This window comes from Aureimonas mangrovi (assembly GCF_014058705.1).
In the GTDB taxonomy this organism is placed as follows: Bacteria; Pseudomonadota; Alphaproteobacteria; order Rhizobiales; family Rhizobiaceae; genus Aureimonas; species Aureimonas mangrovi.
Genome location: NZ_CP059692.1, coordinates 1,438,168 through 1,462,979 on the forward strand (window position 1 = coordinate 1,438,168; position 24,812 = coordinate 1,462,979).

A 24,812-nucleotide genomic window follows, 5' to 3' on the forward strand; every position below is an offset into this window, starting at 1 on the left:
TCGGCCCTAGTCGCCCGAGCCGAAGAAGTCTTCCGGCGAGGGCGGTGTGGCGTTGACGATCAGTTCCACCTCGGCATTGTGGCCGGCTTCGACGATTAGTTCGCGCTGGTAGACGCGCTCCCGGTTCTTGGCGACCACGATGTACTCCCCCTCCGCCAGAACGACCGAGGAGAATGCACCGACGCTCTCGCGGATAATGTCGCCCTGCGAGGAGGAGATCGACCAGGCGGTGTCGGCGATGGCCTCGCCGCCCTCGTCACGCACGAGCTTCATCGTGAGCTCAGCCGCGCGATGCTGGAGGCGGGCATTGGTAATGCGTCCCTTCTCGACGCGAACATCCGCGCGGGCGACAGCATTGACGCCGCCATAGTTGGAAACGACGTGATAGGATCCGGCGTTGAGCCGCACCACAGCGTCGGCCGGCACGCCGGAAGCGATCAACTGGCGCTCGCGCTCCGGTGCTTCCTGTCGGAAGATATCGAAGGTCAGCTTGTCGGAGCGTATGGGATCGCTCGAGGATGGCGTCGAGGAAGCGGTCAGGCGCAGGCCGCCCGCGTCGAGCGTCACAACCTCGCTGGTACGCTCTCCCGAGAACTCGACACGCTTCGTGACCCCCGCGCGACCATAGCCGACGTGCAGGAGATAGCCGCCAGGCGGCACGTCGAACTCGGCCTGACCGCCCTTGGCGACGCCGACGAGTTGCAGCTGGCCGTCGCGGTTGAGTGTCTCGGAGAACAAGCGCCAAACGAGCCCTTCGGGGATGAACTCGCCCTCGTCCTCCAGCCGCGCGTTGAGAACGAGCGCACGTTCGGAGCGAACGATCGTGGGGGAGGGCAGCATCTGCGGCACGAAGGCGGGAATGGTGGGAAGGTTCAGGTCAAGGGCCGCGTCCGGTCGCTCCGGCAGGGCGATCGGGTCCAGCCGTCGGTTCTCGATGCGCGGCAGGCCGAAGCGCTCGTCGATCGTGCCCTCGGGGATCGCGGACGGGGAGGCATAAGCGCCGGGCTGGTCATCCTCACCCCCTCCGGAGCGAGCGGTGGCGGCGGGCTGCGCGGCGGCCTGAAGCGCTCCCGCAGCGAGGACGAGAACGGACATGGTGATCAGGATTGCTCCCCGCACTTTCGAATCCGTCCCCCTGTCACTCGCGCTGCGGCAGACTTGAAGCGAATTTGCTGGACCATTTCAAGGCAGGCTCGGTGCCGGTTGCGTGGCCGGCGGCGCAAAATCGGTTGGGATTCCGGCAGCGATGCTGTAGCCCGGGCCACGGATTTGCAGGAGCTTTCGATGACGAACGTCAAGGACCATCTCGCCCAGCGCAGATCGATCGCGATCCCATCCCTGAAGGCGCCCGCGCCGACCGGCGACGAGTTGGACGCCATCCTGACGCTCGCGGTGCGGGTGCCCGATCACGGCAAGCTCGCCCCCTGGCGCTTCATCCTCATTCGAGACAAGGCGGCCGAAAGGCTCGGCGCGACGATGGCCGAGATCGCCGCGAGGAAGGACGGGGAACTCAGCGAGGGCCGCCGCAACTTCGAGCTCGATCGCTTCACCCGCGCGCCTCTCGTCGTCGCGGTGGTGTCGAGCGCACGGGAGCATTTCAAGATCCCGCAATGGGAGCAGGTGCTTTCGGCTGGAGCCGTGACAATGAACCTGATCCATGCCGTTCATGCGCACGGCTATGCCGCCAACTGGATCACGGAATGGCCTGCCTACGATGAGGAGGCCAAGGCCGCGCTCGGCATTCAGCCGGACGAGAAGGTGGCGGGGTTCGTCTATATCGGCACACCCGAGGTCGGGCCGACGGAGCGTCCGCGCCCGGCGCTCGCCGACATCGTCTCCGAAGCGAACGGCGCCTGAGCCATGTTCTACGAGACCGCCGGCAACGCCCACGGCCTGCCGCACGACCCTTTCAAGGCGCTCGTCTCGCCACGTCCGATCGGCTGGATCTCGACGCGCTCGGTCTCGGGTGCGGTAAACCTTGCGCCCTATTCCTTCTTCAACGCGATCTCCGACGACCCCAAGCTCGTCATGTTCTCGTCGTCCGACGGGCACAAGGATTCCAGCACCTTTGCGACCGAGAGCGGGGAGTTCGCCGTCAACCTCGTGACTGAGGATCTGGTCGCCGCGATGAACCGCAGTTCGGCCTCCGCGCCGCGCGGAACGAGCGAGTTCGCGCTCGCCGGGCTGACCGAGGCGCCCTCGCGCCTCATCGCGGCGCCGCATGTCGGCGAGGCGCTGGCCGTCCTCGAGTGCCGGGTGACCGAAAGCTTCTCGCCGAAGCGCCTTGACGGCTCGCTCTCCTCTTCGGTCATCGTGATCGGGCAAGTGGTCGGCATCCACATCGACGAGAGCGTGCTGCGTAAGGGGCGCGTTGCGATGGATCTTTATCGTCCGGTCTCCCGTCTCGGCTACCGCGACTATGCGACGATCATCGAGACCTTCGAGCTCAACCGCCCGCGAAAGCCGGACGGCTCCGACGTCTGACGCTTATGGTGAATGCTTCCTTAACGATTGGCCGCGATAGTCGTCGCGGTCCATTTCGAGGAGGTGCGTTCGGTGCCGGTTTCCTTTGCAGCCTGGTGCGAGACGGTGAGCGTGGCCGAGCGCTGCAAGGTGCTCGAACTCTTCGCTCACACACTCTTCGATGCGCGCTCCGGCCGCGCGGAAATCGAGAATTGCGAGGCGGCTCTCCTGATGCTCGCGCGTGACCCGTCGCCGCGCGTGCGCGCCACGCTTTCGGAGCGCATTGCCGGCGAGCCCACCGCGCCGCGCGCTGTCGTACAGATTCTGGCCGGCGACGTGGATTCGGTCGCGTTGCCTTTGGTCTGCCAGTCACGCGTCCTTTGCGAAGACGACCTCGCCGACCTCGCCGTGACGGGCAGCCTCGCGATCCGCAACGCGCTTGCCGGCCGGCGTCGGATCGGCGCACGGATCACCGCCATCCTTGCCCGAGACGAGGAGACTGTGGTCGTCTTCCGCCTTCTTGCGAACCCATCGGCCTTGATCGCGCCGGCGACGCTCGCGCGTATCGCGGGAAATCGCGGCGGCGACCCCGAAGTCCGCGAGCTTCTGTTGCAGCGCGAGGATCTGCCCGCGCCGCTGCGCCACACGCTGATGCTGCGGGCGGGCGAGGCGCTCGCCTCGATGGACCTCGTGCGTGGCCTTCTCGGCGGGGCCGCGTCGATGCGTATCTGCGCGGAGGCCTGCGAGGCCGCGACCGGTACGCTCGCGGCCGATCTCGCTCCGGAGGCGCTGGCGGATTTCGTCACGCATCTACGTGCGAGCGGACAAGTGACGACGGCCTTTCTCTTGCGCGCGGCCTGCACTGGCAATGTCGATGTCTTCGCCGCATGTGTCGCACATTTGTGCGACCGCCCCTACCGGCGCGTTCGCGCGGTCCTCGTCGAGGCAAGCGAACCGGCCTTCGGCGCGCTCTGCGCTTCGGCCGGCATCCCCGCTGCGGCCCGGCCGCTGCTGCTGGATGCCGTGCGAGCCTGGAAGGACGTCGCCCGGCGTGGCGAGGAGCGCGGTACGCGCACGACGCTCGACGTGCTCGACCGCCTGACGGGAAGCATCGGAACGGGCGTGCTCGCCGAAGAACTCCGGACCCTCGTCGTGCGACTCGGTGCGCAGGCACGCCGGCAATATGCCGGCGAGAGTGCGCCGCTGCGCCTGGTAGCCTAGGGTCAGGGCCTGTTAATGCGATCGAAATGGCACCTGAAACGGCAAGGAGATGCGAGAAGAAGCGCGAAGGGCGGGGTGGCTCCCCGGTCGAGCGATTCGACGTGGCAGCTCGAAGCCGTTTCGGTGTCCTTCGGATGTGGTCCATCCACCCGCCTGCTTCGTCGCGAGGGCTTGAAAGCCGAAAGGCTTCCCGCGCCCTCGCTCCTCGCATCCGAACGGATGGCCTCACACCATTTCGACCGGATTAATAGGTCCTGACCCTAGAACCGCGCCTCGCGCTCCAACGCGGCCGCCAGGAGCGAGCGATAGAGGTCGCGATCGATCTCCACCGCGCCGAAGGTCGCCAGATGCTCGGTCAGGAACTGCGTGTCGAGAAGGGTGAATCCGCCAGCCATCAGGCGTTGCCACAGATGGACGAGCGCGACCTTCGAGGCATCCGTCTCGCGCGAGAACATCGATTCGCCGAAGAAGGCCGCGCCGAGCTTCACCCCGTAGAGCCCACCGACCAGTTTGCCTTCGCGCCACGTCTCGACGCTGTGCGCGTGGCCCATGCGATGCAGATCGATATAGAGCTCCCGGATCGGCTCGTTGATCCAGGTTTGTTGCCGTCCGGGGGCGGGCGCCGCGCACTCGTCGAGGACTTGCGCAAAGGCGGTGTCGAAGCGCGCTTCGAAACGGTTCTGCCGCACGGTGCGCGCGAGGCGCCGCGGCACATGGAAGCCGCCGGGCAGGAGAACGCCCCGTCGCATAGGATCCACCCAGTGGATCTCGTCGTCGCCGGCGCTCTCGGCCATCGGAAAGACGCCGCAGGCGTAGGCGCGCAGGAGGATGTCCGGCGTGATCTTCATGCCGCCCGCCTCCTGCCTCGCTGGAACCTAGCGCCTCAAAGCGAGGCGCGCTCCTTCAAATAGTGCTCCAGCCAGTGGATGTCGTAATTGCCGGCCTGGATGTCAGGGTTCTCGATGAGGTCCTGGAAGAGGGGAAGGGTCGTCTTCACGCCGTCGACGATGATCTCGTCGAGCGCGCGACGCAGGCGCATCATGCACTCCTGCCGCGTGCGGCCGTGGACGATCAGCTTGCCGATGAGCGAATCGTAGAAGGGCGGAATCGCATAGCCTTGATAGACGCCCGAATCGACGCGCACGCCGAGACCGCCCGGCGCGTGGTAGTAGCTGATCGTGCCCGGCGAGGGCACGAAGGTGCGCGGGTCCTCGGCGTTGATGCGGCACTCGATCGCGTGACCCGAGAAGGTGATCTCGGACTGGGTGCGTGACAGGCCCTGGCCGGACGCGACGCGGATCTGCTCGTGGACGAGGTCGAGGCCGGTGATGGCCTCCGTCACCGGATGCTCCACCTGCAGGCGGGTGTTCATCTCGATGAAATAGAACTCGCCGTTCTCGTACAGGAACTCGATCGTGCCTGCGCCTCGATACTTCATCTGTGCCATCGCATTGGCGCAGATCTCGCCGATACGTTGGCGCTGGGCGTCGTCGAGAGCAGGCGAGCGGGCCTCTTCCCAGACCTTCTGGTGGCGGCGCTGGAGCGAGCAGTCGCGCTCGCCGAGATGGATGGCGTTGCCTGCGCCGTCGCCGAAGACCTGAATTTCGATGTGGCGGGGGGTGGCGAGATACTTCTCGATATAGACCGAATCGTCACCGAAGGCAGCGCCGGCCTCGGCGCGCGCCGTGGCGAGTGCCATCGACAGGTCCCTCTCGGTCTCCGCCACCTTCATGCCGCGCCCGCCGCCACCCGAAGCCGCCTTGATCAGGACCGGGAAGCCGATGTCGCGCGCAATGCGCAGCGCCTCACTGTCGTCGGTCACGGCGCCCGGCGAGCCCGGCACGACGGGGATCCCGAGGCGCTCTGCCGTGCGCTTGGCCTCGATCTTGTCGCCCATCTGGCGGATGTGCTCGGCCGTCGGTCCGATGAAGGTGACGTTGTGCGCCTCGCAGATTTCCGCGAAGCGCGCGTTCTCGGACAGGAAACCGTAGCCGGGATGCACCGCATCGGCGCCCGAGATTTCGCATGCGGCGAGGATCTGCGGGATGTTGAGATAGCTGTCACGCGCCGGCGGCGGGCCGATGCACACGCTCTCGTCGGCCAGGCGCACATGCATGGCCGCGTTGTCGGCCGTGGAGTGGACGGCGACAGTAGAGATGCCGAGCTCCTTGCAGGCGCGCAGCACGCGAAGCGCGATCTCGCCGCGATTGGCGATCAAAACCTTGTTCAACATCGAAAACCTTCCCGCCGGATCGCAAAGGGGCCGGCTGCAAATCCCGTGACGGCGGCGCGTCAGCCGATGACGACGAGCGCTTCGCCGTATTCGACGGGCTGGGCGTTGTCGACGCAGATGCGCTTGACCGTGCCCGAGCGCGGTGCCGGGATCTGGTTCATCGTCTTCATCGCCTCGATGATGAGGAGCGTATCACCCTCGTTTACCTGCTGGCCGACTTCCACGAAGTTGCGCGCGCCCGGCGCCGACGCGAGATAGACCGTGCCGACCATCGGGGAGGGGACGGAGCCGACCTCGGGGCCGCTGGCTGCGGCGGGCGCGGCCGCCGGTGCCTGCGCGGCTGGTGCGGGAAGGGACGGCGCCGGCTGCGGAGCGTAAGCACCCATCGGCATTGCCGCGCCGTATCCGACGATCTGGTCACGCTGGCGCGAAACGCGGATGCGCAGTTCGCCCTGCTCCAGTTCGATCTCGGTCAGGTCGGTGTCGTTCAGGATGTTCGCCAGTTCGCGAATGAGGGTCCCGTCGACCGGCTTGTCTTCTTTCGACATCGTTCTTCCTTGAGGGGCGCCGCAAGACCCCGGCTGGGCGGCCGGCGATCCTGCGCGAGTTCATGCGATCAGGCCGCCCTATAACGCGCACGCCTGCGTGAGCAAAGGGTCAGCAGCTCGCGCTGCCGCATTCGCGCACGTTCGAGATATATTCGGAAAGCGTTTCGGCCCCGACGGCACCCGGCACCAGAAGGTCGCCAACGACATAGCTCGGTGTGCCGTTGATCTGGAGGAGCGAGGCGAGCCGGGCGCTTTCCTGGAGCGCGCCGGTCACGGCCGGACCCGCAAGAGCCTCACGGACGGCGGCCTCGTCGAGGCCCATGCCGGTGGCGATCCTGAGCGCCTCTGCCTCGTCGGCGGTGCTTTCGCTCGACAGGAGCGCGGACTGGAACTCTCCATAGCGCTGCGGCGCGATCTCGCGAACGGCGAGGCTGACGCGCGACGCCTCCTCGGACTGCGGCCCGAGAACCGGGATTTCCTTCAGGACGACGCGCAACTGCGGATCGCCCTCGATGAGCGCGTTCATGTCGGCGTGGGCGCGTTTGCAGAAGCCGCAATTGTAGTCGAAGAACTCGACGAGCGTGACGTCACCGTCCGGATTGCCGAGCGCGGTACCGTCCGGCGTTGAGACGAGTTCGGCCTCGGCGCTCTCGATCGCCTCGCTCTGCGCGCTCTGCGTCTCGGCCGCGCGCTTGGCTTCCAGCGCGTCGAGCGCCTCCAGAAGCACCTCCGGCTCGCGGATCAGATAATCGCGGACGATGGCCTCGATCGCCTCGCGGTCCTGGGCGGCCCCTTCCTGAGCGCTGGCGGGCGCTGCCGCGCCGAGCCCGAGGACGAGCGCGCTCATCGATCCGAGGAGAAGGGCCCTGAGTGTCACGTGATCCACCTTTGTCGATTCGTTCGGCGCGAGGGTAGGCCCTCGCGTGCTTCGTTGGAACGGGCGCTTCCGCGTCAGTTCGTGGTGATGATGTCGTTGGCTTGCTGCCATTGCGGGGTGCCCGGCCGGAATTTCTGCTGCGCCCGCGCCGCGAAGACCTTGGCGTCGCGGAAGGCGCCGGCCTGCCAGTAGCCCTCGGCGGTGGCGAGTTCGGCCGAGCCGACCTCGCCGATCTGCCCGTAGGCCATGGCGAGGAAGCGGTAGGCGATGGAGTTGTTGGGATCGATCTCAAGGCCCCGCCGGATCTGGCGGATGGCATCCTGCATGCGCGCAGGGTTGCCACCGGTGACGATTGCCTGGCCGATGGCCGCACGAAGAATGCCGGAATTGCCGCCATCGAGATCGGCCGCGCGCGTGAAGGCGGCGGCGGCCTCCTCGGCCCTGCCGCCTTCCATCAACACCTCGCCGCGCACCTCATGGAAATAGGGGTTGCGCGGATTGGTGGCGATCAACGAGTCGATCTTCTGGAGAGCCTGTGCGGGCGAGCCGGACAGATGCGTCGCGATCGCATCCCCGTACTGCGCGGGCAGGGAATGGAGATCGCGTCCGAAGGTCTGGCGCACCAGCCCGGCACCGCCGTTGTAGGCGGCGATCTTCGCTCGCGCCAGGTCGTGGCGCTGCTGGAGCGCCGGCGGATCGGTGCGGTCGAAATAGGGGCTCTCGCGTGCCGCCGTCTGCAGGAAGCCGATACGGTCCTGCGGGGCGGGGTGCGAACTGACGTAACGGTCCGTGCGCCCGCCGGAGAGGAGGTTGTTGCGCATCAGGCCCTCGAAACTGTCGAGGAGCCCGCGAGGCGACTGGCCAGTCTGGCGCAGATAGGTGAGCGCCGAGCGATCGGCGGTGATCTCCTCCGTGCGCTGGTAGGCGAAGAGGCCGCGCTGGGCGATGCCGCCGCCGCTGGTCATGACGCCCGCTCCGGCCGAGGCGAGTCCGCCCTGGCCCGAGGCAGCGCCCGCGGCCGCAACGCCGGCGCCGAGAAGCCCGGCGACGACGGCGATGGTCTGCGCACGGGCGACCTGGTCGCGCAGGCGCTCCTGATGACCTCCGGCCAGATGGCCGATCTCGTGGGCGATGACGCCGATCGTCTCGTTCGGCGTCTCCGACTGGAGGATCGTGCCGGTGTTGATGAAGATGCGCCGACCCGCCACGAAGGCGTTGAAGTTCAGGTCGTTGACGAGGATGATCTCGACGCGGCTCGCGGAAAGGCCCGCCGCCTGAAGCAACGGCCCGGAATACTCCTTCACGAGCTGCTCGATCTCGGCATCGCGCACGATCGGCAGGCGCTCGCGGCTCTGCGCGGCGGCTGGCTGGCTGGCGAGCGCCGTCGCCATCACGGTCAGGCCTGCGATGAGGCTGCGGACGATGCCGCGATTGCCAGCTTTCATGTTATCCCCTCCGTGTTGCGCTCGCGCGCATGTCCGCGCGCAGGTTGCACGACCGTCCGGTGTTCGGACACCCCAATCCGGCGATTATGAGGCTCCACCGCATGCTCTCCCGTCACGTTCCCGCGCCTTCCGCGCGCTCGCAGGTCGATCCGTTCCGCGCGATGGATGTTCTCTCGCAGGCCAACCGGATGATCGCGAGCGGACAGGACGTGATCTCGCTGGCCGTCGGCCAGCCCTCGGCCCCCGCGCCGACCAGGGCGCTGGACGCCGCGCGCAGAATGCTGGATGCGGGGCGGGTCTCCTACACTGACGCGCTCGGCCGGGGCGACCTGCGCCGACGCATCGCGCGTCATTACGAGGAGACCTACGGCGTCACGCCTGGCCACGATCGTGTGATGGTGACGACGGGCTCTTCGGCGGGGTTCAACCTCGCCTTCCTCGCTGCTTTCGATCCGGGGGATCGTGTGGCCATCGCATCGCCGGGGTACCCGGCCTATCGCAACATACTGAGAGCGCTCGGGCTCGTTCCCGTCGAGATCGAGGTCGGCGTCGAGGACGGCTATCTCCTGATGGCAGATCATCTGGCCGCGGCGCACGAGAAATCACCGCTGAAAGGGGCGCTTGTCGCGAGCCCGGCCAACCCGACGGGCACGGTGACGCCGCGCGAGACGCTGCGCGACCTCGTCGAGTTCTGCGATGCGGCGGGCATCTGGTTCATCTCCGACGAGATCTACCACGGCCTTGCTTACGGTGAGGCACCGGCTTCGGCGCTCGAGTTCTCCGACCAGCCGATCGTCGTCAACTCTTTCTCCAAGTACTACCTGATGACGGGCTGGCGCTGCGGGTGGATGGTGCTGCCCGAGAGCCTCACGCGCGTCGCCGAGCGCATCGGGCAGAGCCTCTACATCTCCGCGCCCGAGCTCAGCCAGGTGGCCGCGGCCGCCGCCTTCGACTGCCGGGACGAGCTGGAAGCGGTGAAGCGGGGCTACGAGGTCAATCGCGATCTTCTGATGCGCGCGCTTCCGGTGCTCGGCTTCTCTGAGATCGCGCCGATCGACGGCGCCTTCTACGCCTATGCCGCGATCCCGGAGCGCTTCGACAGCGCGAGCGCGCTCGCCGCCGAGCTCCTCCAGAGCTGCCAGGTTGCGATGACGCCGGGGCTCGACTTCGATCTCGCGCGCGGGGAGCGCTTCATGCGCCTGTCCTACGCCTGCGATCCGGCCTCGATGGCGCGCGCGGTCGAAAGGCTCGGGCAGGCGCTCGGCTGAACGGTCTGAGAATGGAAAAGGCCGGGGCGCCTCGCGGAGCCCCGGCCTTTCTATGTCTTTGGAAGCGTCGCTCAGCTCCCCGAGCGCATCCGCGACCACCAGCCGCTCTTCTTCGGCTTGGCGGCGAGCTCTTCCTCGTCAGCCGGTGTGCCGTTGGCGATGAGGCGGGGACCGCGCGTCACCGGCTCGGGCTGATCCACCGCTGCCTCGATCTCGCTCTCGACGATCTTATCGGAAGCCTCGATGGTCTCGTCCGTCATCGGGAAGACCTCGTCGAGCGGGGCGTTGTCGTCGCGGCTGGCGCCGGCTTCGGCGCTGGCAGCCTCGACCTCGTTCTCGTCCGGCGGGGTCGCGGCCTGGTCCATCTCGGCCGCTTCGCCGTCGAGATCGCTGTCGTCGCCGACCTCGCCCGAAAGGACGGCCACAGCCGGCACGAACTCGGGCTCAGGAGACCGCTCGGCCGCTTCGCCATCGTCCTCGTCGCTGCCGTCGATCGGCTCGCTGCGCGAGCCCGCACCGCCCGCCGCATCCATGACCGGTATATCGTTGTCGCCATCGCGGTTGCGGCGCCCGCCGCGACGCCCACGCCGGCGGCGCTTGCGCTCGCGGCCCTCTTCGTCACCATCGCCATCGGCCTGTGCGGTTTCGTCGGCGATAACCTCGGCGTCGTCCTCGTCGGTGTCGGTCGAAGCCTCCGCGCCATTGCCCTCATCGTCACCGCGTCGGCCACGGCCGCGCCCGCGCCGACGGCGACGCTTGTTGCGGCCGCCCTCTTCCCCGCTGCCCGCTTCCGGGCTTTCGGTGTCGGCGGCTTCCATTTCGGGCTCGGCGACGTCCTCGACCTCCTCGATCTCGACATCGACGGCCGCGAGCGGCTGCACCGGCTCGGGGCGCGGCTTGCGGGCAGCCTCGGCTCCGTTCTCGATCGAGATGTGCTGATGGCCGTCCTTCGTTTCGGAGGCCTGCAGCATGATGTGCAGCCCGTAATGGCGCTCGAGATCGGTGATCGTGGAGCGCTTCTCGTTGAGGACATAAAGCGCGGTCTGCGGCGGCACCTTGACGATGATGTCATGCGTGCCGTGCTTCTGCAGGTGCTCCTCGATGGAGCGCAGGACGTGCAGCGCGAGCGAGGACTCCGAGCGAATGTAGCCGTTGCCGGCGCAGACCGGGCAGGGCTGCATGGTCGATTCGAGCACGCTGGCGCGGATGCGCTGGCGGCTCATCTCCATGAGGCCGAAATGGGAGATGCGGCCCACCTGGATGCGCGCGCGGTCGTTCTTAAGGCAGTCCTTCAGCTTCTTCTCGACGGCGCGGTTGTTGCGCTTCTCGTCCATGTCGATGAAGTCGATGACGATCAGGCCGGCGAGATCGCGCAGGCGCAGCTGGCGCGCGACCTCCTCGGCCGCCTCGAGGTTGGTCTGGTAGGCCGTGTCCTCGATCGAGTGCTCGCGCGTCGAGCGCCCCGAGTTCACGTCGATCGCGACGAGCGCCTCGGTCTGGTTGATGATGATGTAGCCGCCGGACTTCAGCGTCACGTTCGGCTGCAGCATCTTGTCGAGCTGGCCCTCGATGCCCTGGCGCGCGAAGATCGGCGTCGCGTCGCGGTAGGGCTGAACGACCTTCGCCTGGCTCGGCATCAGCATCCGCATGAAGTCCTTGGCTTCGCGGTAGCCGGCCTCACCGGAGACGAGGATCTGGTCGATGTCCTTGTTGTAGAGGTCGCGGATCGAGCGCTTGATCAGCGAGCCCTCCTCGTAGACGAGGGCGGGCGCGGTGGAGGACAGCGTGAGTTGGCGGACCATCTCCCACAGGCGCATCAGATACTCGTAGTCGCGCTTGACCTCGGCGCGGGTGCGGTTGGCGCCGGCCGTGCGCAGGATGATGCCCATGCCCTTCGGCACCTCGAGGTCGCGCGCGACCTCCTTAAGGCGCTTGCGGTCGGCCGCGTTGGTGATCTTGCGCGAGATGCCGCCGCCACGCGCCGTGTTCGGCATCAGGACCGAGTAGCGGCCGGCGAGCGAGAGATAGGTGGTGAGGGCCGCGCCCTTGTTGCCGCGCTCTTCCTTGACGACCTGCACAAGCAGGATCTGGCGGCGCTTGATCACCTCTTGGATCTTGTACTGCTTGCGAGGCGTGCGGTTGCGAACCGGCACCTCTTCCATCGCGTCCTCGGAGCCGAGATCGTCGACCTCCTCGGCCTCGCTGTCCCCATCAGCCTCGGCGGCGGCCTCCTCGGCCGGCTCCTCGGAGCGGCGGCCGCGGCGGCGCGAACGCGAACGGGTGCGCCCCTTGGGCCCCTCGCTCGCGGCCTCGTTGCTCTCGGGAGCGTCAGCGTCTTCGCCGTCGGCAGGATCAGCCTCGGACGTCGGGGCATCCGCCGACACCTCTTCGCCGGCCACAGCATCGCGGTCGGCGTCCTCGACGACCTCGGAGACGCTTTCGCTCTCCTCGCTCGCGGCGGCCTTGGCCGACTTGCGGCGCGTGCGGCCGCGTGCGGGCTTGGCGGCCGCCTTGCCGTCCTCGTGCTCTTCTTCCTCGGCAACCCGCGCGAGTTCCTCCTCGATGAGGGCCTGACGGTCCGCCATCGGGATCTGGTAGTAGTCAGGATGGATCTCGCCGAAGGCGAGGAAGCCGTGACGGTTGCCGCCGTATTCGACGAAGGCGGCCTGGAGCGAAGGCTCCACCCGCGTCACCTTCGCCAGATAGATGTTACCCTTGAGCTGCTTCTTGTGTTCGGATTCGAAGTCGAATTCCTCGATCCGGTTGCCTTTTACGACAACGACGCGCGTCTCTTCGGGATGAGAGGCGTCGACCAGCATCTTGTTTGCCATGTGACCTGTACTCCCGGACCGGCGGGCCCCCGGCGCGGCCGGCTTGCGGCGACGGCGATGGCTGGGCTGGCGGGTCCGAATGGGCCGTTGCGGGGCGTTCCGTTCCGGCCCGAGGCGAGCAGCCGCGACCCTTGCGGGCGGAGGCAGGCCTGGGACGATGAACTGGAGAAAGCTGAAACCACGCAGGCGACCTGAAACAACAACGGTTGGTCGCGTTTATGCGACCGATGAAAGCCGCACGCAGGAAGATGGATTTTTGATCCGACCGACAGCATGCGGATGATCCGACCGGAACGGTGCGTCCGGTGGAAAAACTGTTCGAGACGGCCAGAGAAGCGGCTGCCGGGTGTCCTCTCGCGCATGGCGGTCCACCGGCCCTCACTGCCGAATGGTCCTGGGCCATGCTCCAAGGCCCGTGAGCCCGATCTGCATGTCTCACTTATGCTTTTATGATGCGCCAGCCTTGGAAACAAGTGTAAAGCCGAACGCGTGCGCAGCAGCGCCGAGGTCGAACGACGGTCCGTGCCGCGTTTCACCTTGCGGCTCTTTTTCTCACACCAAACGCCCAGATGCCCGCTTTCATGACAATCGCGTCGCCTCACCGCCTTCTGGCCGTCTTCTTTGCCTTCTTCTGCGCCATCCTCGCGCAGCCGGCGGCCGCGACGTCGGTCGTTACCAGCTTCGAGCGCACGGCCGCCGAAAACGCGGAAACGGTGACGATCCGCGTCGACAGCGAGCCGGAAAGCGAGATCATCCTGCTTCGCAACCCGGATCGAATCGCCCTCGACCTCTCCGACACGCTCACAGCCGTGCGCCCTGAGCTGAGCGAGGTGGAGGAGGCGATCGTCTCCGGCGTACGCGACGGGCTGGTTTCGGCCGATCGCTACCGCATCATCTTCGAGCTGTCGCAGCCGGCGATCCCGCGCTTCACCTCGCGCGCCGACGGTCCGGACACCGTCCTGGAGCTCGTCTTCGAGCCCGTCGAGGCAGCGGCCTTCGTGCGGGCCGCGCGAGACCGGGCCGGCCGCACGGTCACGGCCAACACTCCGGAGGGGGAGGGCGGTACGCCGACGACCTTCACGGTTGTTCTCGATCCCGGCCACGGCGGTGCCGACAATGGCGCGGTGGGGCGGGGCGGCACGCAGGAAAAAGACTTGAACCTCGCCTTCGCCAAGGTGCTCCGCGATACGCTTGCCGAGCGGGACGAGGCACTCGATATCATCCTCACCCGCGAGGAGGACGAACTGATTCCGCTCGCCGAGCGCTCCAATATCGCGCGGCGCGCCGGCGCCGACCTCTTCATTTCGATCCATGCCGATTCGATCCGCTATCGCGATCTGCGCGGTGCCACCGTCTACACGCTTTCGGCGCGCGCCTCGGATGCGCTCTCGAGCGAGATCGCAGAGCGCGAGAACGCCGCAGACCGCTTCGTCGGCAACGAATGGACCCAGGACACGCCCGAGATCCACGACATCCTCGTCGATCTTGTGAAGCGCGAGACCGAGACGCTTTCGCAGCGCTTCGCCGACGAACTCGTGATCGAGCTTCGGCGCGCCGACGTGCGCCTCATCAACAACCCCAAGCGCTCTGCGGGTTTCCGCGTGCTGATGGCGCCCGACGTCCCCTCCGTCCTCCTCGAGATGGGCTATCTGTCCAACGAGGATGACGAAGCGCTGATGCAGACGCGCGAGTGGCAGGAAGAGACGGCGGCCGTCGTCGCCGGTGCGATCGCGGACTTCGTGCGAGCGCGCGCGGTGCTCGCCGGGCAGCCATGACGGTCACGAGCGCAAGGTTGCAGGAAAACAACAGCTGCGTGGCCGTCGCCGGTCGCAACATGGCCGCGCCTTAATTATACTACAACGCCAGTCACTTCGTTCGACGACCGCGCGGCGGGACACAGACCAGGCCATCGGCTGCGATCGCGGCGATGCGCTATTCGGGGGCACCAGATCATGATCCGACTGCTCGGTTACTTTTTCGGTATCGGCACGGCGCTTGCGCTCGTCGCGGCAGGCGGCGTCGGGCTCTATGTCTCCGAGATGAGCAGCGATCTGCCGGACTACCAGGTGCTGGCAGACTACGAGCCGCCGGTGACGACGCGCATCCACGCGAGCGACGGCGAGATGATGGCCGAGTACGCCCGTGAGCGCCGCCTGTTCCTGCCGATCCAGACGATCCCGACGCTTCTCAAGGACGCCTTCCTCTCGGCTGAGGACAAGAACTTCTATGAGCATGCCGGCATCGACTACGAGGGCGTCGCGCGCGCCGCGCTCGTGCTGGCACGCGGGGGACCGATGCAGGGCGGCTCGACCATCACGCAGCAGGTCGCCAAGAATTTCCTACTCACCAACGAGCGTTCCGTGGAGCGCAAGGTGAAGGAGGCGATTCTTTCGCTGCGCATGGAACGCGCCTATTCGAAGGACGAGATCCTCGAGCTCTATCTCAACGAGATCTATCTCGGCATGGGCTCCTACGGCGTGGCCGCCGCCTCGCTCGCCTATTTCGACAAGGCCGTGAGCGAGCTCGAAATCCACGAGGTCGCCTATCTGGCCGCGCTTCCCAAGGCGCCCGAGAACTACAATCCGTTCCGCAGCCCGGGCGAGGCGATCGGCCGGCGCAACTGGGTCATCGCGCGGATGCAGGAAAACGGCGTCATCACGCCGGAGGAAGCTGCCGAGGCCGCCGCCCAGCCCCTCGACGTCAATCCGCGCCCCAGCGGTACGTATCTGCCGTCGGGTGAGTACTTCACCGAGGAGGTGCGCCGCCAGATCATCGCGCGCTACGGTGTCGACGCGCTGTACGAAGGCGGCCTTTCGGTGCGAACGACGCTCGATCCGCGCACGCAGCTCGAGGCGCGTGCCGCGCTCCAGCGCGGGCTGGTCGCCTTTGACGAGGCTGAAGGCTATCGCGGCCCCGTCGAGACCGTGGACATCGGTGACGACTGGGGCGCTGCGGTGAGCGAGATCGCCGCGCTCTCCGACGTTCCGGAATGGCGCCTCGCTGTCGTTCTGGAGACGAGCGGGGACAGCGCCCGTCTCGGTCTGCAGCCGCGCCGTGAGATTTCCGGCGCGATCCGCGAGGAGCGTGAGACGACCGACCTGGCGCTGGCCGATATGCGCTGGGCGTTGCGCGTGCGCCGCGAGGGCGAGCGCCGGGACGCCTCGCGCGTGGATCAGGTGCTGGCGCCCGGCGACGTCGTCTACGTCCAGGAGAAGGGCGAAGGCGACACCGGCTATCGCCTGCGTCAGCCGCCCCGTGTGCAGGGCGCCCTCGTGGCAATGGACCCGCATACGGGCCGCGTTCACGCGCTTGTCGGCGGCTTCTCCTACGCGCAGTCGGAGTTCAACCGCGCGACGCAGGCGCTCCGCCAGCCGGGCTCCTCGTTCAAGCCCTTCGTCTACGCGGCCGCTCTCGACAACGGCTATACGCCGGCCTCTGTCGTCATGGACGGGCCGATCTCGATCTCGGACGGGCGGGGCAATGTCTGGTCGCCGACCAACTACGGTGGCGATGGCGCCGGTGCCGGCCCCTCGACGCTGCGCTCGGGCATCGAGCGCTCGCGAAACCTGATGACCGTGCGTCTCGCACAGGAAGTCGGCATGGATCTCGTCGGCGAATACGCCGAGAAGTTCGGCATCTACGATCACATGGGCCGGTACCTGCCGATGGCGCTGGGCTCGGGCGAGACCACGGTTCTCAAGCTGGTTTCGGCCTACTCGGTGCTAGCAAATGGCGGGCGCTCGATGGAGCCCTCGCTGATCGACCGCATCCAGGACCGTTACGGCCGGACCGTCTTCCGCCATGACCAGCGCGTCTGCGATGGCTGCAACGCGCAAGGATGGGGCCATCAAGCCGAGCCGCAGCTTGTCGACAACCGCGAGCAGGTGCTGGACCCCATGACGGCCTACCAGATCACCTCGATGATGGAAGGCGTCGTCCAGCGCGGCACCGCGACGTCCGTGCGCGAACTCGGCGTGCCGATCGCCGGCAAGACGGGCACCACCAACGAATCGAAGGACGTCTGGTTCGTCGGCTACACGCCCGACCTCGTGACTGGCGTCTTCATCGGCTACGACAATCCAGCGCCGCTGGGCCCGCGCGCCACGGGCGGCGGCCTCGCCGCGCCGATCTTCATCGACTTCATGCGCCAGGCGCTCGAGGGCAAGCCTCCCGTCGATTTCCGCATCCCGGACGGTATGACGCAGATCATGGTCGACCGGCGTACCGGCATGGAGGCGCCGGCCGGCGGCGAGGGCACGATCCTCGAAGCGTTCAAGCCCGGCACCGGCCCGTCGGACGTCTACGAGGTCATCGGCATGGATTCGATGGCGGCGGCGCCTGCCCCCTCCGAGCAGGTCGAGCGGGCGATCATGTCGGGAGCCGGCGGCCTGTTCTGATTTCGGCCTTCGGGTTTACAGCTTGCGGGGCGGCCACTATGGTCCGCCCCGTTTTCCTTTCAGCGCGAGCATAGAGGGTAGCGGCATATGCGTGCCGAGATCGAAACGATCGTCGACGAAATCAAGCAGGCCGTAAGCCTGCTGAGGAGGCATCTTTGACTGGGATCACTCGGTCAAGGAACTCGAAAGACTGAACGCTCGTGCGGAGGACCCCTCGATCTGGGATGATCCGCAGGAAGCGCAGAAACTGATGAAGGAGCGCCAGCGGCTCGATGAGACGATCGCGGGAATCCGCGCGCTCGAGCAGTCGCTGTCGGATTCCATCGAACTCATCGCCATGGGCGAGGACGAGGGGGACGCCTCCATCGTGCAGGAGGCGGAGACCACCATCCGCGGGCTCCAGAAGGAAGTCGCGCAGCGCCAGATCGATACGCTTCTGTCGGGCGAGGCGGACGCCAACGATACTTACCTCGAGGTGCATTCAGGCGCCGGCGGAACCGAGAGCCAGGACTGGGCCTCGATGCTGCTGCGCATGTACATGCGGTGGGGCGAGCGGGCGAAGATGAAGGTCGAGGTGCTAGAGTCGAACTCGGGCGAGGAGGCGGGGATCAAGTCCGCCACCATTCTCCTCAAGGGGCACAACGCCTACGGCCGGATGAAGGTGGAATCGGGCGTGCATCGTCTCGTGCGCATCAGCCCGTACGATTCGGCTGCGCGGCGGCATACCTCCTTCGCTTCGGTCTGGGTCTATCCGGTGGTGGACGATTCGATCGAGATCGACGTCTCGGAAGGGGATGTTCGCATCGACACTTACCGTGCATCGGGCGCGGGCGGCCAGCACGTCAACACCACGGATTCGGCCGTGCGCATCACGCATCTGGCGACGGGTATCGTTGTGCAGTGCCAGTCCGAGCGCTCGCAGCACAAGAACCGGGCAACCGCCTGGAACATGCTGCGCGCCCGCCTCTACGAGGAGGAACTGAAGAAGCGCGAAGAGGCAGCGAACGCACAGGCCGCGTCGAAGACCGACATCGGCTGGGGCCACCAGATCCGCTCCTACGTGCTGCAGCCCTATCAGCTCGTGAAGGACCTTCGCACGGGCGTGGAGCACACGACCCCGCAGGATGTTCTGGACGGCGATCTCGACGAGTTCATCGAGGCCGCGCTCGCCCATCGCGTGCACGGCGGCGATCTTCAGGTCGAAGACGTCGACTGACCGCCTCGGATCGTTTGGATCGCAAAAGGCGGTGGGCGCAAGCCTGCCGCCTTTTGCGTAAGAGCTACTCGGTGAGGCTCGACAACGGGCTCTCGAAGGCGAAGCGCAGGCCCTCGCGGGCGTAGTCGATCTTCATTTCCTCGCCGATCTCGGCGGCGAGCGAGCGCTCGATCATCCGGCTGCCGAAACCACGGCGTGTGGGTGCCTCGTTGATCGGCGGACCGCCCATCTCGCGCCATTCGAAGGCGAGGCGACGTTCGCCATCGACGTCGAAGGTCCGCCAGGAAACGTCAATGCGGCCGGTTTCGTTGGAGAGCGCGCCATACTTGACGGCGTTGGTCGCCAGCTCGTGCAGCGCGAGAGACAATGCCGTCGCGACCTTCGGCAGAAGGCGAACGCGCGGGCCTCTTTCGCTGACACGCCCGTCCTCGCCGCGGAACGGGTCGAGCGACCGCGCGACGACCTCTCCAAAGAGCGCGCCCGCCCAGCCTTCACGGGTCAGAACGTCGTGCGTGGCGGCGAGCGCCTGCATGCGACCCGCCATCGTCTCCTGCGCCTGGTCCAGGCTGTGGGCGTTGCGCAGCGTCTGCGAGAAGATCGACTGCACCGTCGCCAGCACGTTCTTGACGCGGTGGTCGAGCTCGCGCGTGAGGAGCTCGCGATGCAGTTCGGCGCGCTTGCGCTCGGTGATGTCCGCGCAGACGCCGGAGAGCAAAATCGGATCGCCTTGCGCGTCGAAGGATGTCTGGCCGCGCAACTCGATCCAGAGCTCTTCATCGTCTTCCTTGAGGATGCGGCTCTCGATCTCCAACTCACCCGAGCCCGACATCGCGGCCCTCATCTCCGCGCGCCAGAGCAAACGGTCGGCCGGGTGGAGAGCCGATTCGAGGTCCTGCTGTGTGACGCTGTCCGCCACCTCCAACCCGAACATATGCCGGAAACGCTGCGAGGCGACGACCCGTCCGCCTTTCAGGTCGATCGCCCACGCGCCGAGCCGCCCGGCGTCCAGCGTGAAGCGCAGGCGCTCCTCGGTCCGGGACAAATCCGCGATGCGCCGCTCCAGCTCCTGTTCCAGCGAGGAGCGATCGGTCTTGAGGCGCGCCAGACGATTGATCTCGGCCGTCACGTCGAACTGCGAGGCGAAGAAATACATGAGGTCGCCGTCGGCCGCGAAGACCGGCGAGATGAGAAGGCGGTTCCAGAAGGTGGTGCCGTCCTTGCGATAGTTCAGGAGATCGATCTCGATCGGAACCCGGTTGGCGACGGCGTCACGGACGCGCCCGACGTCGTCGCGATTCGTCGCCGGCCCCTGGAGGAAACGGCAGTTGCGATTCAGCGTCTCGTCGCGGGAGTAGCCGGTGAGACGACCGAAGGCGTCGTTGACGAAGACAATCGGATTGTCGGGCTGCCGCGGATCGGTGATGAGCATCGGCATGCGGGTGGTGCGCACGGCCGAGGCGAACGGATCGGTCCCGTTATCGACACGATGGAGCTCGTGCTCGATCCGGCTTTCCTCACGCCTGTCTACCAAATGCCTGCCCCACAGCCCCCGGACGGCGAAAGCGCCGTCATGTCGGGATCGTATCCATATCGTCCGTCGTTATGAAGCATGGCAGTTCGTCTCGTCTACGCTTCCAAGCTCGCGTCCGGCGTCAAATCGTCCGACATCGACGCTATCGCCGCGACCTCCGCAGACCGCAACGCCCGTCGAGGCATAACCGGGATACTCGCGCTTGACGGTGATCATGTGTGTCAAATCCTCGAGGGGCCGGACGCCGACGTATCCAGCCTGTTCGACACAATCATCAAGGATCGGCGACATGAAGGCGTCGTGGAACTTCATCGCACGCCCATCGACAGGCCGCGCTTTGCCGGGTGGGGCATGGCGCGGCGGCCGATGATCGACGTGGTGATGATGGCCTACGCCGACTGACGCGCGGTTGGGTCCTGAAACGAAAAACACCGCCCGAGGGCGGTGTTTCGATCCGTCGTACGGCTGGCGAGAAGATTACTTGATCTTCGCCTCACGGAACTCGACGTGCTTGCGCGCGATCGGGTCGTACTTCGTCTTCGTCATCTTGTCGGTCATGGTGCGGCTGTTCTTCGTTGTCACGTAGAAGAAGCCGGTGTCCGCCGTCGAGAGAAGCTTGATCTTGATGGTCGTTGCCTTGGCCATGTCCTGTCCATCCGCCTTGCGATAGGTGCCTCTCGACATCCCCCTTGCGGGCTGACGGCGCTGGAGCGAGGCGTCTGTATCGGTTGTTCGTCTTGAAGCATCGCCCGGCTGGCCGGACAAGCCGCCGCTGGACCATTCGAGTGGACCCGCAGCATTCGAGCGCGGACACTAGCCAAAGACGCGCCGAAGTCAAGCTGCCGCGTTCTTCTACACGAACTCGCGCTGAAACTTCGCACCCTTGCGGCGATAGAAGGGCATCGGAACATCAGCGTCGCGAAGATCGCCTCGTTCGAGGCGCCGCGAAAGATCGCCGAGCACCTGCCGAGTGATGGGTGCCAGGTCCTCTCCGAGCATCTCGTCGACGGTGATCCAGCGCACGAGGTCGAATTCGTTCGTCGGCCGTTCCTCGAAAGGAACCTGCCGCGCGATCGAGGAAACGGGCACCGCGAAGAAGCGCGTGTCGTAGCGGCGCACGCGCTGAGGAGGGGTGATGGCGCGGGCGAAGGGAATCAGCACCTCGGGTTCCGGCGATATCCCGCACTTTGCGAAATCGCTCCAGAAGGGCGCATTGCTCACGAAGGCTACGCCGGCACGGCCGAGCATGATGCCGGTCTCTTCGAAGGTTTCGCGAATCGCAGCGAGCGCCAGGGCGCAGGCGCGCTTTTCGTCGAAGCGGCCTCCCACGCGTGCCATCAGCCGTGCTTCGGCCGGTCCTTCGATCGAGAAGGAGGGGGCGAGGGCGAGGTCGGACCGGTCGATCCGGCCGCCGGGGAAGACGAGCTTGCCGGCCATGAAGACGTGCGCGTCGGCTCGCCGCCCGACGAGGATGCGCGGCGGCTCGGACGTGTCGTCGATGATCACGACGCTCGCCGCGTCGCGCACCCGCACGCGCTTCGCATCGACGCGCGGAGCGGGCCGGCTCAGCGCCTCCCGCGCCGGCCCCGCCTCGATCAATGCCCAGCCCCCTCTTCGCCTCCCGCAAAACCATGCATCCGCATGGCCCATTGCAACCCGATCGTCGCGCCCTTGAGCGGCTTGAGAAGAACGAGCGACAGAAGCGTCGTCACCGGAATCCAGATCGCCAGATGCGCGACGAGCGAAAGCTCGGCCATCTGTTCGGCCGCCATGAACAGCGCCACCACGATATGGCCGACGATGAAGACGGTCAGATAGGGCGGCAGGTCGTCGGCCCGATGATGGTGGAAGACTTCGCCGCACTCGGCACAGGCGTCGACACTGGTCAGGAAGCCTTTGAACAGCCGCCCCTTGTCGCAGTTCGGGCAACGCAGGCAGAACCCACGCCACATCGCCTGCGCGACCGGTCTGGTTGAATGATCGATGCTCATCGTCTTTTCCCCGCGCGGTTGCGCGCCCGGCCCGGCACGCTTGAGGCTCCACGCTGGAAGCGCTTGCCCGCCTTGTGGAAAGAGGCGTTGGAACGCGGCAGTTCGCGCGCCTCGCTCAGCATCTCGAAGCGCATGGCACCGGCCAGCGGCGCTGCCTCGACAAGCCGGACGTCGACCATATCGCCGAGGCGGAAACCGTGCCGGCTGCGCTCGCCGACGAGGCTGTGCGCGGCTTCGTCGTAATGGAAATACTCGTTGCCGAGTGTGGAGATCGGCACGAAACCGTCGGCGCCATAGTCCGGCAGCCTGACGAAAAGGCCCGCTTTGGTCACGCCCGTCACGCGGCCGGTGAAGTCCGCCCCGACTCGGTCGACGAGGTGATGGGCGATGAGGCGATCCACCGTGTCGCGCTCGGCAGCCATCGCACGCCGCTCGGCCTGGCTGATCTCGTCGGCCGTCTGGTCCAGCCGCTCCTCATCCTCGCGCGAAAGCCCGCCCGGTCCGAGCCCGAGAGCGGTGACGAGCGCGCGGTGGACGAGAAGGTCCGCATAGCGCCGGATGGGCGAGGTGAAATGCGCGTAGCGAGACAGGTTCAGGCCGAAATGGCCGACATTCTCGCGCTGGTAAAGCGCCTGGCTCTGCGAGCGCAGCACCACCTCGTTGACAAGGCTCTCATGCTCCGTGTCCTTCACGCGGGCGAGGATGCCGTTGAAATGCGCCGGGCGCAGGTTGCCACTCTTGGCCAGTGGCATGTCAAGCGTCTTCAGGAAGTCCCGCAGCGATTCGAGCTTGGTCATCGAGGGGGTGTCGTGTGCGCGGTAGAGAAGCGCCTGGCGCTTGGCCTCCAGCGTCTCGGCCGCCGCGACATTGGCCTGGATCATGAACTCCTCGATCAGCCGGTGGGCATCCAGGCGGGCGGGCACGACCACACGCTCGACACGCCCTTGGCTGTCGAGGAGGATCTTGCGCTCGGGCAGATCGAGATCAAGCGGCTGGCGCTTCTCGCGTGCGATCTTGAGCGCGGCGTATGCGGCCCAGAGCGGGCGCAGCACTTCAGAGACGATCGCCGGATCCGCGTCACCCTCGACGCCGTCGATAGCCACCTGCGCCATCTCGTAGGCGAGCTTGGCATGGCTGCGCATCATGATGCGGTGGAAGCTGTGACGCCGCTTTTCGCCCTCGGCCGAGAAGACCATGCGCACGGCGAGCGCCGGGCGGTCCACAGCCTCGCGCAGCGAGCAGAGGTCGTTGGAGATCCGTTCGGGCAGCATCGGCACCACGCGATCCGGGAAATAGACGGAATTGCCGCGCAATCGCGCCTCGGCGTCGAGCTTCGAGCCGGGGCGGACATGAAACGAGACGTCGGCGATCGCGACCGTCACGATGTGGCCGCCGGGGTTGGCTGGATCCTCGTCGGGCGCGGCGAAAACCGCGTCGTCATGGTCCTTGGCGTCGCGCGGGTCGATGGTGACGAGAGGGAGGGCGCGCCAGTCCTCGCGCGATTCCATTGTGGCAGCGCCGGCCTTCTCGGCCTCTTCCAGCACGGCCTTGGGGAAGACATGCGGAATCGAATGAGCGTGCAGGGCGATGGTGGAAATGGCGCGCTCGGACGCCATCGACCCGACGATGCGGGTGACGCGCCCACGCGGGAAGCCTGCGCGCGGACGCGAAAGCGCCTCGACTTCCACGAGATCGCCGCCCTTGGCCTCGCCGGCGTCCTCGGCGGAAACGGCATATTCCAGCCCGCGCCGTTCCACCGGCTCGACACGCCCGCCGCCGCCCGGCATGGGACGAAAGACACCGAGCGCAATCGACCGGTCGGCCTCCAGAACGCGGATCACCCGCGCCGTCGGTCCGTCCTCGGCCTCGTAGTTCAGGTTGCAGAGTGCGCGGTCGCCGACACCGGCCGTGCGCGCATCCCGGCTCTGCTTGAGACGGAAGCGCGGCGCCTCGTCCTCGCCTTCCCAGGAGACCGGCTCTGCGAGAAGTCCGCCTTCGTCGTCGCGGCCGGTGACGCGCAGCACGGCGACGGAGGGCAGGGCGCCCGGCCGCGTGTAGCGCTTGCGGCCACCTTCCACGACGCCTTCGGCCTGCAGGTCAGCCAGAATGTCTTTCAGCAGAACGCGCTCGTCGCCCTTCACGCCGAAAGCCTTGGCCAGATCGCGCTTGGTGGCGCGCTGTGGATTCTCGGCGATGAAGCGCAGGACCGCTTCGCGGTCGAGCGTCGGGGCGTTGCCGTTACCGGGTCGTTGGCCCGCGCGCTTTTTCTGCAAGATCGATCCTATCGATTGAACGTCTCCAGGGAGAGTACAGCATCGCAGTAGCTCCCGTCATGCGTCCCGACCCAGATATCGAGCCATCCGTTCGCGGGGCGCGTCAGGTTGATCTTCGCATCGAGATTGCCGGCGTCGTCATCGTCATAGAACCAGTTCTCGGACGCCGTGTTGATGAGGAGGACGCTGTCGCATTCGCTCTTGACGGAAACCGTAAGCGTATAACCGCTCATCCCGCTGAGGTTGAAGGAGAAATCCGGCTTGCTCATGACGTAGCCCTGCCCATCGTCCGTGCCGGGGGCGACGTTCTTGCAGCGCTGGATGCTCGTGTCGCCGCCCGCCCGCACGCGGAAGGTCTTCTCAGAATAGAGTTCGGAGCCGGAGAAACGGTGCGTCGATCCGTACTGGCTGGGATCGGGGCAGGCGAAGGCCGCCGCAGGCAGGACAAGGAGAAAGAATGCTGCAATCAGGAGGCGCATGATCAGGGCCTTTGGCGTGGAAGGAATGTGTCCACACTA

At 66.7% G+C, this 24,812-nt stretch carries 21 protein-coding genes; 8 read left to right on the top strand and 13 right to left on the bottom strand.

The window, feature by feature from the left end:
* Nucleotides 1-6 precede the first annotated feature (6 nt).
* Nucleotides 7-1,119, bottom strand: a complete 1,113-nt coding sequence (locus tag H1343_RS06680; RefSeq protein WP_246333402.1) for a hypothetical protein — start codon at nt 1,117-1,119, stop codon at nt 7-9.
* A gap of 165 nt (nt 1,120-1,284) precedes the next feature.
* On the opposite strand from H1343_RS06680, the gene H1343_RS06685 reads away from it, so the two are divergent.
* From H1343_RS06685 to H1343_RS06695, 3 genes are read left to right on the top strand one after another with little or no spacing between them, the layout of a single operon-like run.
* The gene (locus H1343_RS06685; RefSeq protein WP_185985121.1) at nt 1,285-1,857 is read left to right on the top strand and encodes a nitroreductase family protein; all 573 of its coding nucleotides are present in this window, start codon (nt 1,285-1,287) and stop codon (nt 1,855-1,857) included.
* 3 nt (nt 1,858-1,860) lie between these two features.
* Nucleotides 1,861-2,484, top strand: a complete 624-nt coding sequence (locus H1343_RS06690; RefSeq protein WP_185985122.1) for a flavin reductase family protein — start codon at nt 1,861-1,863, stop codon at nt 2,482-2,484.
* A gap of 27 nt (nt 2,485-2,511) precedes the next feature.
* Nucleotides 2,512-3,684: a DUF2336 domain-containing protein gene (locus H1343_RS06695; protein WP_185985123.1), complete on the top strand. Its 1,173-nt coding sequence runs from the start codon at nt 2,512-2,514 to the stop codon at nt 3,682-3,684.
* 260 nt (nt 3,685-3,944) lie between these two features.
* On the opposite strand, the gene aat is transcribed toward H1343_RS06695, so the two are convergent.
* From aat to H1343_RS06720, 5 genes are all read right to left on the bottom strand, one after another.
* Complete coding sequence (gene aat, locus H1343_RS06700) at nt 3,945-4,532, bottom strand: leucyl/phenylalanyl-tRNA--protein transferase (RefSeq protein WP_185985124.1); 588 nt, start codon at nt 4,530-4,532, stop codon at nt 3,945-3,947.
* Between the two features lie 35 nt (nt 4,533-4,567).
* Entirely contained in the window at nt 4,568-5,917 is a 1,350-nt protein-coding gene (accC, locus tag H1343_RS06705; protein ID WP_185985125.1) for an acetyl-CoA carboxylase biotin carboxylase subunit, read from the bottom strand.
* A 59-nt stretch (nt 5,918-5,976) separates the two neighbouring features.
* On the bottom strand, nt 5,977-6,465 hold the full coding sequence (accB, locus tag H1343_RS06710; RefSeq protein WP_185985126.1) for an acetyl-CoA carboxylase biotin carboxyl carrier protein: 489 nt from the start codon (nt 6,463-6,465) through the stop codon (nt 5,977-5,979).
* Nucleotides 6,466-6,574: 109 nt separating this feature from the next.
* On the bottom strand, nt 6,575-7,342 hold the full coding sequence (locus H1343_RS06715; protein WP_246333403.1) for a DsbA family protein: 768 nt from the start codon (nt 7,340-7,342) through the stop codon (nt 6,575-6,577).
* 74 nt (nt 7,343-7,416) lie between these two features.
* The gene (locus H1343_RS06720; RefSeq protein WP_185985127.1) at nt 7,417-8,787 is read right to left on the bottom strand and encodes a M48 family metalloprotease; all 1,371 of its coding nucleotides are present in this window, start codon (nt 8,785-8,787) and stop codon (nt 7,417-7,419) included.
* 101 nt (nt 8,788-8,888) lie between these two features.
* Here H1343_RS06720 and H1343_RS06725 point away from each other — a divergent pair, with 101 nt between their 5' ends.
* Nucleotides 8,889-10,055, top strand: coding sequence for a pyridoxal phosphate-dependent aminotransferase (locus tag H1343_RS06725; protein WP_185985128.1), 1,167 nt, complete (start codon nt 8,889-8,891; stop codon nt 10,053-10,055).
* Nucleotides 10,056-10,126: 71 nt separating this feature from the next.
* Here the strand turns inward: H1343_RS06725 and H1343_RS06730 are convergent, their stop codons facing one another.
* Nucleotides 10,127-12,886 (bottom strand): Rne/Rng family ribonuclease, encoded by a 2,760-nt coding sequence (locus H1343_RS06730; protein ID WP_185985129.1) that lies wholly within the window; start codon nt 12,884-12,886, stop codon nt 10,127-10,129.
* 581 nt (nt 12,887-13,467) lie between these two features.
* On the opposite strand from H1343_RS06730, the gene H1343_RS06735 reads away from it, so the two are divergent.
* From H1343_RS06735 to prfB, 3 genes are all read left to right on the top strand, one after another.
* On the top strand, nt 13,468-14,661 hold the full coding sequence (locus tag H1343_RS06735) for an N-acetylmuramoyl-L-alanine amidase (protein WP_185985130.1): 1,194 nt from the start codon (nt 13,468-13,470) through the stop codon (nt 14,659-14,661).
* Between the two features lie 177 nt (nt 14,662-14,838).
* Entirely contained in the window at nt 14,839-17,283 is a 2,445-nt protein-coding gene (locus H1343_RS06740) for a penicillin-binding protein 1A (protein ID WP_185985131.1), read from the top strand.
* An 87-nt stretch (nt 17,284-17,370) separates the two neighbouring features.
* Nucleotides 17,371-18,499, top strand: a protein-coding gene (prfB, locus tag H1343_RS06745) for a peptide chain release factor 2 (RefSeq protein ID WP_185985132.1) whose coding sequence is annotated in 2 segments (ribosomal slippage) — nt 17,371-17,439 and nt 17,441-18,499 — 1,128 coding nt in all. Because the reading frame shifts where the segments join, the coding sequence is not laid out codon by codon here.
* A gap of 64 nt (nt 18,500-18,563) precedes the next feature.
* On the opposite strand, the gene H1343_RS06750 is transcribed toward prfB, so the two are convergent.
* On the bottom strand, nt 18,564-20,030 hold the full coding sequence (locus H1343_RS06750; protein ID WP_185985133.1) for an HWE histidine kinase domain-containing protein: 1,467 nt from the start codon (nt 20,028-20,030) through the stop codon (nt 18,564-18,566).
* 78 nt (nt 20,031-20,108) lie between these two features.
* Between H1343_RS06750 and H1343_RS06755 the strand changes: the two genes are divergently transcribed.
* Nucleotides 20,109-20,432: a BLUF domain-containing protein gene (locus H1343_RS06755; RefSeq protein ID WP_185985134.1), complete on the top strand. Its 324-nt coding sequence runs from the start codon at nt 20,109-20,111 to the stop codon at nt 20,430-20,432.
* Nucleotides 20,433-20,507: 75 nt separating this feature from the next.
* Here the strand turns inward: H1343_RS06755 and rpmG are convergent, their stop codons facing one another.
* The 5 genes from rpmG to H1343_RS06780 all read right to left on the bottom strand — a co-directional run bounded on the left by rpmG (nt 20,508) and on the right by H1343_RS06780 (nt 24,773).
* Nucleotides 20,508-20,675 (bottom strand): 50S ribosomal protein L33, encoded by a 168-nt coding sequence (gene rpmG / locus H1343_RS06760; protein ID WP_185985135.1) that lies wholly within the window; start codon nt 20,673-20,675, stop codon nt 20,508-20,510.
* Between the two features lie 207 nt (nt 20,676-20,882).
* The gene (locus tag H1343_RS06765; RefSeq protein WP_185985136.1) at nt 20,883-21,629 is read right to left on the bottom strand and encodes an NUDIX hydrolase; all 747 of its coding nucleotides are present in this window, start codon (nt 21,627-21,629) and stop codon (nt 20,883-20,885) included.
* Nucleotides 21,626-22,021 carry a DUF983 domain-containing protein gene (locus tag H1343_RS06770; protein ID WP_185985137.1) on the bottom strand — a complete coding sequence of 132 codons (396 nt, stop codon included), beginning with the start codon at nt 22,019-22,021 and terminating at the stop codon, nt 21,626-21,628. Before H1343_RS06770 ends, H1343_RS06765 begins: the two co-directional genes overlap by 4 nt.
* Nucleotides 22,018-24,294: a ribonuclease R gene (rnr, locus tag H1343_RS06775; RefSeq protein ID WP_246333405.1), complete on the bottom strand. Its 2,277-nt coding sequence runs from the start codon at nt 24,292-24,294 to the stop codon at nt 22,018-22,020. Before rnr ends, H1343_RS06770 begins: the two co-directional genes overlap by 4 nt.
* Before the next feature lie 8 nt (nt 24,295-24,302).
* Nucleotides 24,303-24,773: a hypothetical protein gene (locus H1343_RS06780; protein WP_185985138.1), complete on the bottom strand. Its 471-nt coding sequence runs from the start codon at nt 24,771-24,773 to the stop codon at nt 24,303-24,305.
* Nucleotides 24,774-24,812 lie beyond the last annotated feature (39 nt).